Below are 9,757 nucleotides of genomic sequence, written 5' to 3'. Positions count from 1 at the left end.
TCTGATAGATTGGCGCTGAACCTGTTGGCGTTCAAGCAGGCAACGGTATCTTAATCTTAAAATCAACCGGCGCGCGTGGCTGGGATGTTGATAACGATGCAAATGGTCTTATTTCTGGTTTAGGGGGTTCGCCCAATGAAGTGGAAGCGTCAGAAATGTGCTGGAGAAGTCACTGCTAGGGCGTGAGGATTGTAACGGGAAGATGATGTTAAAAAACCAATAACCCACAATAAACTGGGCGCTGCTGGGTTATTGGGAGCTCAGAATGTTGAGCTAATTGAAAAGGATGCTATTTAAGCGAATCAGTTCTTTACGTGTTGTGAGTGGGTTGTTAAATAATTTATCCACTCTCGGTGTTAATGTTTGGGTTTTAGTACTATCTGTTATTGGACCCATGTTATCTTCGGTTTTATCCACTTGATAATAACTATCCCAGCCTTCACAAGACCAATTTTGATTGTTGGTAGCATCACAGTTAATATTTTCGTATTGATACAGGTTATCTTCTTTCCCTTTAAAAAGCATGGTTCCAAGTTGAGCAACTTCGACGTTGTTAACATTGTATTCAATCGTATAACTTTTACCGGAATATGGCGTTGTGGTAAATAGCTGTGGTAGCACACCTCCATCGGTTAAAAATGAAAGTGTTAAATAATCGCTTTTAACCAGATTATTATTTTGTAAATTTGTCGCTTCCTGTTGAATAACTAAATCCTGTGCTTTATCAAGTTGAATAAAGTGATATTGAGATTTTGACTCATCAGCATTAGTATCTGTTTTTGTTACATAAAATTTCCCGAATAAATTCACTTCATCGAGCTTCGTTGAATACCATAATTTTTCATTTTTACAGTGCCACTGCCCTTCAAATAAATAACTCGCACCTTGATTGTCACTCAGTTTTTGTGTCTTTTTATGCCAACCATCTGCTTGCCCTTGACACTCTATATCATAGGTTGTTTTCGTTTCTTCTTCTGTTCCACAAGCACTAAGTAGAAAAAGAGGGATTAAAGAGAGCGCTATTCTTTTCATGCGGCACCTAATTATATGAATTTAATATGATTAAACCATATCAAATATATTTTTAAAGTAAAGATTAGGTGTACTTTAATTTGATCTAGCGCATTATTGGTCATTTTATATAACGTTAACTTTCCTCATGTTAAAAAGCTAAATTATTCACGCCTTTAGCTCTATGCAAGTGGCTAAACTTTGCGTAAAATGCGCTACATCATGAAAAACCACTTTTATTAACTGACTACCAGTTATTTCAATTAGGAGAAACGCATGTTTAACCGCGAAATGAATATTGCAGATTACGATCCAGAATTATGGCAATCAATGACGGGTGAAGTTCAACGTCAAGAAGATCACATCGAGCTAATTGCATCTGAAAACTACACAAGTCCACGTGTAATGGAAGCGCAAGGTAGTCAGCTTACAAACAAATATGCTGAAGGTTACCCTGGTAAGCGTTATTACGGCGGTTGTGAATACGTTGATGTTGCTGAATCTTTAGCTATCGAACGTGCTAAATCTTTATTTGGTGCTGATTACGCAAACGTACAACCCCATGCTGGTTCTCAAGCAAACAGTGCTGTTTATGCTGCACTTTGTACTGCTGGTGATACAATTTTAGGTATGAGCCTTGCTCACGGTGGTCACTTAACACACGGTGCATCAGTAAGCTTCTCTGGTAAAACATACAATGCTGTTCAGTACGGAATCAACCCTGATACAGGTATTCTTGATTACGCTGAAGTTGAGCGTCTAGCTGTTGAACATAAACCAAAAATGATTATTGCTGGTTTCTCAGCATACTCAGGTATTGTTGATTGGGCTAAATTCCGCGAAATCGCAGACAAAGTAGGTGCTTACCTATTCGTAGACATGGCACACGTTGCTGGTCTTGTTGCTGCTGGTCTTTACCCTAACCCAGTCCCATTTGCTGATGTTGTAACAACAACAACGCATAAAACACTAGGTGGCCCACGTGGTGGTCTTATCCTGGCTAAAGCGAATGCTGCTATTGAGAAGAAACTAAACTCAGCAGTTTTCCCTGGTGGTCAAGGTGGCCCATTAATGCACGTTATCGCTGCTAAAGCGGTTGCATTTAAAGAATGTGCTGAACCAGAATTCAAAGTATACCAACAGTGTGTTTTAGACAACGCAAAAGCGATGGTTAAAGTATTCCAAGAACGTGGTTACAAAATCGTTTCTAACGGTACTGAAAACCACCTTTTCCTTGTTGACTTGATTGCTCAAGACATCACAGGTAAAGAAGCTGATGCTGCACTTGGTCTTGCTCACATCACTGTGAACATGAACTCTGTACCAAACGATCCACGCTCTCCATTTGTTACATCTGGTCTGCGTATCGGTACACCTGCATTCACTCGTCGTGGCGCAACAGTTGCTGATGCAACTGAACTTGCTGCTTGGATTTGTGACATCTTAGATGTTATCAAAGACGAAGAGAAACTAGCTACAACGATTGAAGCGGTTAAAGTTAAAGCTGCTGCGTTCTGTAAAGCGAACCCTGTATACGGATAAGAATTTGTAAATCCTCAGGTTACCCTGAGGATTTATTCGTTTATCTAAATAGTTAAATATTAAAACTGCACTCTGTGCAGTTTTTTTTTGCCAAATTTAACTGGATTTGTGCTAAATTCACTCTGTTTTCAGTTATATGGATGTGAAGTTATGTATTGCCCTTTTTGTAGTGCGCAAGATACTAAAGTGATCGATTCACGTTTAGTCGCTGATGGTTCACAAGTACGAAGACGTCGTGCTTGTAATGAATGCCAAGAGCGTTTCACCACCTTTGAAAGTGCTGAACTAGTCATGCCTCGTTTAATAAAATCTGACGGTCGACGTGAACCCTTTGACGATGAAAAATTGCTGGTGGGTATTAATCGTGCCTTAGAAAAACGTCCGGTGAGCATTGAAGATATTGAAGTGAGTGTCAATAAACTCAAATCAATGTTACGTGCAACGGGTGAACGCGAAGTCCCGTCGAAGATGGTCGGTGAATTAGTGATGGATCTGCTTAAAGCGCTTGATAAAATTGCTTATATCCGTTTTGCCTCTGTTTATCGATCTTTTGAAGATGTTAAAGAGTTTGGTGAAGAAATAGCCAAACTTGATAAATAAATAAATAGCTTCGAGCATCGAGCTTCGTAGCCCGTAGCTTGCGACTCGAAGCGCATAATTTTTATAAGGTATTCAATGAGCAACCTCCACTTTACCGAACAAGATGAATCCTACATGGCGATGGCCATTGAGTTGGCTAAAAAGGGGCGTTTCACTACGGCGCCAAATCCTAATGTGGGTTGCGTTATTGTGGCGAACAATATTGTTGTTGGTGAAGGTTTTCATTTTAAAGCCGGCGAGCCTCATGCCGAAGTGCATGCCTTAGCGATGGCAGAAACGAAAGCGATTAATGCCACGTGTTATGTCACGCTTGAGCCTTGTTCGCACTTTGGTCGTACGCCTCCTTGTGCACTCGCACTGACTAAAGCGGGTGTTAAACGTGTCGTGATTGCGATGGTTGATCCCAACCCAAAAGTGGCGGGGCGGGGTATTAAAATATTAGAAGATGCGGGCATTGAAGTGCAGGTTGGTTTATTAGAAAAAGAAGCCAATGCATTGAATTTAGGCTTCATCAAACGAATGAAAACTAAAACGGCACGTATTAGCGTTAAACTGGCTTCTAGTTTAGACGGTAAAACCGCATTAGAAAACGGCCAAAGCCAATGGATAACAGGACCACAAGCACGTATTGATGTGCAACATTATCGCGCGTTACACAATGCCATTTTAACCGGCAGTGGCACGGTGATGAGTGATGATCCTAGTTTAAATGTACGCTTTGCAGAATTACAAAAATCGCCTGTTTTTAACGATGAAATCAATGAATCACAGCTACGCCAACCGATACGCATTATTTTAGATTCACATAATAAGTTAACGCTAAAAGAAAAATTATTAAACCTAACGGGTAAAGTGATTTTAGTGTCCTTATCGCCACGTGCTGATCTTGAAAAACTGCACTGTGTCGCGGATGTTGAACAGATCATCGGTAAAGATGATGGCCACGGTCGCATTGACCTTAATGCCTTGTTGGTTCAACTAAACGAATACGAAATTAATGATATTTGGGTTGAGTCTGGCGCTAAATTAGCGGGTGAATTCTTTAATCAGCAGTTAGTTGATCAATTTATATTGTATCAAGCACCAAAATTAATGGGCGATCGTGGCAGAAACTTAGTAAACTTACCCAACTATTCAAAAATGGATGATGTTGTGCAATTAACGTTAAAAGATGTAACGGTAATTGGCGATGACATTCGCATTATAAGTGACCGAGATTAATATGTTTACAGGTATTATCGAAGCCGTTGGCTCAATAACAGCAATCAAACGTCATGCTCAAGATATGACTATCACCGTTGATAGTGGCGCATTGGATCTCAGTGACGTTAAATTAGGCGACAGTATTTCACATAATGGTGTTTGCTTAACGGTGACCCGATTAGAAGGCAATGGTTATGATGTTGATATTTCAACTGAAACCATAGAGCGCAGTGGTTTTGCTGCCATTAAAAATGGTTTCTCTCTCAATCTAGAAAAAGCGATGCAAGTGACGTCACGTTTTGGCGGTCATATTGTTAGCGGACATGTTGATGGTGTCGGTGAAATCACTTCCATTACGCAGCTGGGTAGTGCTGTTGAATATTGGGTTAAAGCCCCAGATAATTTGGCTAAATATATAGCTGAAAAGGGATCTATTTCGATTGATGGTATTAGTTTAACCACCAATGCCATTGATGGTGCCTCGTTCAAACTGACTATTATCCCCCACACTATTTCAGAAACGACTATGACGCACTATCAAGTGGGTACATTAGTTAATCTTGAAGTTGATGTTGTCTCGCGTTATTTAGAACGCCTGTTATTGGGTGATAAAGCCGCTGAAAGCCAACCTAAAAAAGAATCAACAATGGATCTGCTCGCACGTAGTGGGTTTATCGGTTAACCCTATTAATCGCTTTATAGAAATTTATAAGTAAGGAATTACAATGAAATTGAATACAACTGCTGAAATTATTGAAGATATCCGTTTAGGTAAAATGGTTATTTTAATGGACGATGAAGACCGTGAGAATGAAGGTGACTTCATTATGGCTGCTGACATGGTAACGCCAGAAGCCATCAACTTTATGGCAACACATGGCCGTGGTTTAATTTGTTTAACATTAACTGCTGATCGTTGTGAGCAATTAAAATTACCGTTAATGGTTGATGATAATACAGCCGCCTTCTCAACTAACTTCACGGTTTCAATCGAAGCTGCTGAAGGTGTTACAACGGGTATTTCAGCCGCTGATCGTGCTATTACAGTACAGCGCGCCGTTGCATCAAATGCAAAAGCGACAGACATTGTCATGCCGGGTCATATTTTCCCACTTAAAGCACAAGCGGGTGGTGTATTAACTCGTGCTGGGCATACTGAAGCGGGTTGTGATTTAGCACGCCTTGCAGGGCGCGAGCCGGCGGGTGTTATCGTTGAAATTTTAAATGAAGACGGCAGCATGGCACGCCGCGCTGATTTAGAAATTGTCGCTAAAAAACACGGCATTAAACTGGGCACAGTGGCTGATTTAATTGAATACCGTAATAACAATGAAACAACAATTGAACGTGTTTCTAGCTGTAAATTACCCACTGAGTTTGGTGAGTTTGATTTAGTCGCTTACCAAGACACGATTGATAAACAGGTGCACTTTGCACTGGTTAATGGCGAAGTTAAAGCCGGTGATACAACAAATGTGCGTGTTCACCTGCAAAATACTTTCTCAGATAACTTTTTCTCTGAGCGTTTATCAGAGCAAACGTGGCCAATGCGTGATGCATTACAACGTTTAGCAAAAGACGGCGGTGTATTGGTGATGTTAGGTCATCAAGAAACAGCAGAGTCTTTAATCGAACAAGTTAAAAATATTGCTAAAGAAGACGCGGGTGAACGTGTTGCCGCTAAAGCACATGGCGCAAGTCGTCGTGTGGGTATTGGCTCACAAATACTGCGTGATTTAGGCGTTCAAAAAATGGCGTTATTGAGTTCTGAAAAACGTTATCATGCGCTTTCAGGTTTTGGTCTTGAAGTGGTTGATTACATCACTGAATAATTGTGGTTTTCGATAAAAAAAGTGTGCTAGAATGCACACTTTCTTTGTAAGACACGTTAAATAAGGGTAGGAAATGAAAATAATTGAAGGTGGTCTAGCGGCACCGGAAGCGAAAATTGCAATTGTAATTTCTCGTTTTAACAGCTTTATCAATGAACAGTTACTCGCTGGCGCAATTGATACCCTTAAGCGCACTGGTCAAGTGCAAGATGACAACATCACAGTGGTTCGTATGCCCGGTGCTGTTGAGCTTCCTCTTGTTGCTAAACGTGTTGCTGCTTCTAAAAAATACGATGCAATTATTGCATTAGGCACGGTTATCCGTGGCGGAACTCCACACTTTGAATTTGTTGCAAATGAATGTAACAAAGGTCTTGCACAGGTATCGTTAGATTTCGATATCCCAGTTGCTTTTGGTGTATTAACAACTGACTCAATCGATCAAGCAATTGAACGTGCGGGCACTAAAATGGGTAATAAAGGTAGCGAAGCTGCTTTAAGCGCATTAGAAATGGTAAATGTAATGGCGGAATTAGCTTAATGAAAATGAAACCTGCAGAGCGCCGTCGCGCTCGTCAATTCGCAGTACAAGCGGTATATCAATGGCAAATCACTGGTGCTACTTTTGGCCAAATTATTGATCAATTTACTGTTGATCAAGACTTGTCAAAAACAGACGTTCCATATTTTAAAGAACTTTTGTCTGGTGTGATCAATCACATTGAAACACTTGATGAAAAGTTATCTCCATACTTATCTCGTAAAATTAACGATGTAGATATGGTTGATATCGCAATCTTACGTTTAGCAATGTTTGAGCTTAGCTTCCGCACTGACGTACCGCATAAAGTGGTACTGAATGAAGCGATTGAGTTAGCAAAAGACTTTGCAACAGACGAATCATACAAGTTTGTAAATGGTGTATTAGATAAAGCATTACGTAGTTTGAAATTACGCGACGCATAGTCTTTACGTTATAAAGCAAGATTAAAAAATCCAGTCGCTTCTTGCCACTGGATTTTTTTGTCTCTAAAGACATATAAAAATAAAAAAGGAATAACAATGAATAAAAGCTTAATCACTAATCTTATCTCTGCGATTATTTTAGCTGTGGGTTTATTACTCAAAGAGAATGTTATCGCTATGGTCGGTCTTTTTGCGTTATCGGGTGCGTTAACTAACTGGTTAGCGATATTTATGTTATTCGAAAAAATTCCATTTTTGTACGGTTCAGGGGTGGTACCTGCACATTTTGAGGACTTTAAAAAAGGCATCCGTACGTTAATGATGGATCAGTTTTTTACCCTTGAAAATGTTGACCGTTTCTTAAGTGCCGGCGCATTCTCACCCGCGCAACTCAATTTAGTACCTGTCATTGAAAAAGTGGATCTTAATCCAACCTATGACGGTTTAATCAAAGTGATCATGGAGTCTTCTTTTGGCCCTATGCTAGGTATGTTTGGTGGTGAAGAAGCATTGGTGCCATTACGTGAACCGTTTATTAAGCATATGAAAACGTCGATTATCGACTTAACACAAGATGAGAAATTCATTGAACTGTTAAAAGAAGAGATTGAACAGCCTGATATGATGCAAGATATTCTCGCTAAAATAGAGAAAATCATTGAGCAACGTTTAGATGAATTAACACCACAATTAGTGAAAGAAATTATTCAAGCGATGATCAAGAAACACCTTGGCTGGCTGGTTGTATGGGGTGGTGTATTTGGTGGTTTGATTGGATTAATCACAACGTTTATTATGTGATCGCATTCTGATTTTGTGATAAAAAAGCCATGCTGAACACCTCAGCATGGCTTTTTTTATACGCGTTCTATGGGCTAATCATTTGTTAATCAATGCTTAGTCAGTCGCTAATTGCGCTTTAATTAATTCATTTAGCTGTGCTGGCGGCATAAACCCGGGAATAATTTCATCGCCAATAATTAGGCTTGGTGTTCCACGCAGGCCAAGTTGAGCAAATATTCTTTCATTCTTCTCAACCTTTAAGCGATTCTTTTCACTAACCTTTAGCGAATCTTGGGTATTGGTTAACTCAGCGATCTTCATAATGGATTTTTTATCGTGGTGTGAGGGTTTTGCCATCATTAAACGGTGTACTTCGGCATAATTATCCCTGTCATTTTCCCATACATTTAATGCATACCAGGCGGTATTGGTTTCCATGCCAGGAATCAAACGTTGCTGAAAAGGTAAATACACATTAACCACACGTACTTCTGGGAAATCTTTAATCATATCCTCTAAGCCTGACTCTAGGCGTTTACAATATGGGCAGTTATAGTCAGTGAAATTGATGATAGTTAATTTAGGATCAGCTGCACCAAAATAGGGATGCAACGGATTATTATACCACGGCTAGCGCATTTTAATCCCTTGCTACGTAAGGTTTTCAGCAGATATTATTAGTTTAATAATGAGAATGACTAAAAATGTCTCAATATAGCTACTAATCCAGATTAATTAGCTCACTTTGATAGTTATTGCATTGTGTCGCAATGTTTTTAAAACCTGTTTTTGAACAGTTATCGTTCAAAAACAGGTTGTTTTTTGTAATGCGCTTGCCGTGATTATTATACAAATAATCATGGTTATTTTTTAAGGTTTTAGCAATAGTACTTTGTCCTTCAAAGTATTGTGTCAAATTACCATGTAACGCCTCAATCATATTAGGGTGTTGCTTTAAGAGTGATTTTATTTCAGTTAACTGTTTTTGTTGCATCGGTGTGATGGTGTCGGCCATTGCTTGCGCAGATAAGAATAGAGGTGATAATAATAAACTGGCCGCGATAGAGGCAGTAAGTATTTTTTTTGTGAACATATTTTTTGAATCCTGTGTTGTTGAGATAAAAGTGTTTTTCATCATAATTCCTAAGCAAATAATAAACGTAACCACAGACCCATCGGGGTGGTGGCGCCGGTCGTAATTGAAGAGACTTCTCCATTTTTAACAATGAAAATTGACGGGGTTGCCGTCACTCCCCATTGTTGGCTGATAGCACCTTTGTCATCATTGATGACAGAAAAGTTGTATTCTTTGTGTTTCATAAACTGATTGAGTCGCTCATCCTCACCCGAGGTAATCGCAATAGAGACAACCTGATGATCTGAAGATAACCAATCCACACTAGGACTGACAAACTCACAAACTGGACACCATGTCGCCCAGAAGTAGAGCAAGACTGGCGCTTCATGACTCATCTTTTCAATATCGACCCAGTCCCCCTTTATTGTCGTGGTGACAAGTGGTGGAATGGCTTGCTTGGGCATATCTTGACTGCGCCAATAATCAACCGCCAGTGAAAAGAGGGTGATAATAACAATAAATTTAAGTCCCTCTTTTAACCAGTATTTGGCTTTTCTGACCGGCTTTTTGTGTTTGATTTTTTGAGGTTTCATTATTGCTGTTTCCCTGCGAGTAGCAACGCATCAATGACATCATCACTGGTTAATATCACCGGCAAAGGAATACCTTGTGGCGCATTAGGGCCATAAACAACATTGAGTGGCACACCAAAGCGCTGATGGCTACGTAGGTAATCAGTCAC

The 9,757-nt window shown here is 39.8% G+C and carries 12 protein-coding genes; 8 read left to right on the top strand and 4 right to left on the bottom strand.

All coding sequences use genetic code 11. The annotated features are described in order from the left end of the window. Positions 1 to 273 precede the first annotated feature (273 nt). A complete protein-coding gene (locus tag CXF74_RS19830; protein ID WP_101084257.1) occupies positions 274 to 1,032 on the bottom strand; it encodes a hypothetical protein in 759 nt (252 codons plus the stop codon). A 255-nt stretch (positions 1,033 to 1,287) separates the two neighbouring features. Here CXF74_RS19830 and glyA point away from each other — a divergent pair, with 255 nt between their 5' ends. The 8 genes from glyA to CXF74_RS19790 all read left to right on the top strand — a co-directional run bounded on the left by glyA (position 1,288) and on the right by CXF74_RS19790 (position 7,955). Then, positions 1,288 to 2,553 (top strand): serine hydroxymethyltransferase, encoded by a 1,266-nt coding sequence (glyA, locus tag CXF74_RS19825; protein ID WP_101084256.1) that lies wholly within the window; start codon positions 1,288 to 1,290, stop codon positions 2,551 to 2,553. Between the two features lie 150 nt (positions 2,554 to 2,703). Beyond that, the gene (nrdR, locus tag CXF74_RS19820) at positions 2,704 to 3,153 is read left to right on the top strand and encodes a transcriptional regulator NrdR (protein ID WP_101084255.1); all 450 of its coding nucleotides are present in this window, start codon (positions 2,704 to 2,706) and stop codon (positions 3,151 to 3,153) included. A 75-nt stretch (positions 3,154 to 3,228) separates the two neighbouring features. Then, positions 3,229 to 4,374 carry a bifunctional diaminohydroxyphosphoribosylaminopyrimidine deaminase/5-amino-6-(5-phosphoribosylamino)uracil reductase RibD gene (ribD, locus tag CXF74_RS19815; protein WP_101084254.1) on the top strand — a complete coding sequence of 382 codons (1,146 nt, stop codon included), beginning with the start codon at positions 3,229 to 3,231 and terminating at the stop codon, positions 4,372 to 4,374. A 1-nt stretch (position 4,375) separates the two neighbouring features. Beyond that, positions 4,376 to 5,038 (top strand): riboflavin synthase, encoded by a 663-nt coding sequence (locus CXF74_RS19810; RefSeq protein ID WP_101084253.1) that lies wholly within the window; start codon positions 4,376 to 4,378, stop codon positions 5,036 to 5,038. A gap of 43 nt (positions 5,039 to 5,081) precedes the next feature. Next, positions 5,082 to 6,188 (top strand): bifunctional 3,4-dihydroxy-2-butanone-4-phosphate synthase/GTP cyclohydrolase II, encoded by a 1,107-nt coding sequence (ribBA, locus tag CXF74_RS19805; RefSeq protein WP_101084252.1) that lies wholly within the window; start codon positions 5,082 to 5,084, stop codon positions 6,186 to 6,188. 73 nt (positions 6,189 to 6,261) lie between these two features. Next, positions 6,262 to 6,729, top strand: coding sequence for a 6,7-dimethyl-8-ribityllumazine synthase (gene ribH / locus CXF74_RS19800; protein WP_101084251.1), 468 nt, complete (start codon positions 6,262 to 6,264; stop codon positions 6,727 to 6,729). 5 nt (positions 6,730 to 6,734) lie between these two features. Further along, positions 6,735 to 7,154, top strand: coding sequence for a transcription antitermination factor NusB (gene nusB / locus CXF74_RS19795; protein WP_101084258.1), 420 nt, complete (start codon positions 6,735 to 6,737; stop codon positions 7,152 to 7,154). Positions 7,155 to 7,250: 96 nt separating this feature from the next. Next, a complete protein-coding gene (locus CXF74_RS19790) occupies positions 7,251 to 7,955 on the top strand; it encodes a DUF445 domain-containing protein (RefSeq protein ID WP_101084250.1) in 705 nt (234 codons plus the stop codon). 96 nt (positions 7,956 to 8,051) lie between these two features. Here the strand turns inward: CXF74_RS19790 and CXF74_RS19785 are convergent, their stop codons facing one another. The 3 genes from CXF74_RS19785 to CXF74_RS19775 all read right to left on the bottom strand — a co-directional run bounded on the left by CXF74_RS19785 (position 8,052) and on the right by CXF74_RS19775 (position 9,608). Then, on the bottom strand, positions 8,052 to 8,549 hold the full coding sequence (locus CXF74_RS19785) for a DsbA family protein (protein ID WP_101084249.1): 498 nt from the start codon (positions 8,547 to 8,549) through the stop codon (positions 8,052 to 8,054). Positions 8,550 to 8,658: 109 nt separating this feature from the next. Next, on the bottom strand, positions 8,659 to 9,072 hold the full coding sequence (locus CXF74_RS19780; RefSeq protein WP_101084248.1) for a hypothetical protein: 414 nt from the start codon (positions 9,070 to 9,072) through the stop codon (positions 8,659 to 8,661). Positions 9,073 to 9,080: 8 nt separating this feature from the next. Continuing rightward, positions 9,081 to 9,608 (bottom strand): protein disulfide oxidoreductase, encoded by a 528-nt coding sequence (locus CXF74_RS19775; RefSeq protein WP_101084247.1) that lies wholly within the window; start codon positions 9,606 to 9,608, stop codon positions 9,081 to 9,083. Positions 9,609 to 9,757 lie beyond the last annotated feature (149 nt).

The sequence above is a fragment of the Psychromonas sp. Urea-02u-13 genome, assembly GCF_002835995.1.
Lineage (GTDB): Bacteria > Pseudomonadota > Gammaproteobacteria > Enterobacterales > Psychromonadaceae > Psychromonas.
Note: the sequence above shows the minus strand (reverse complement) of the source record. Positions and strands in the feature narration are given on the sequence as shown.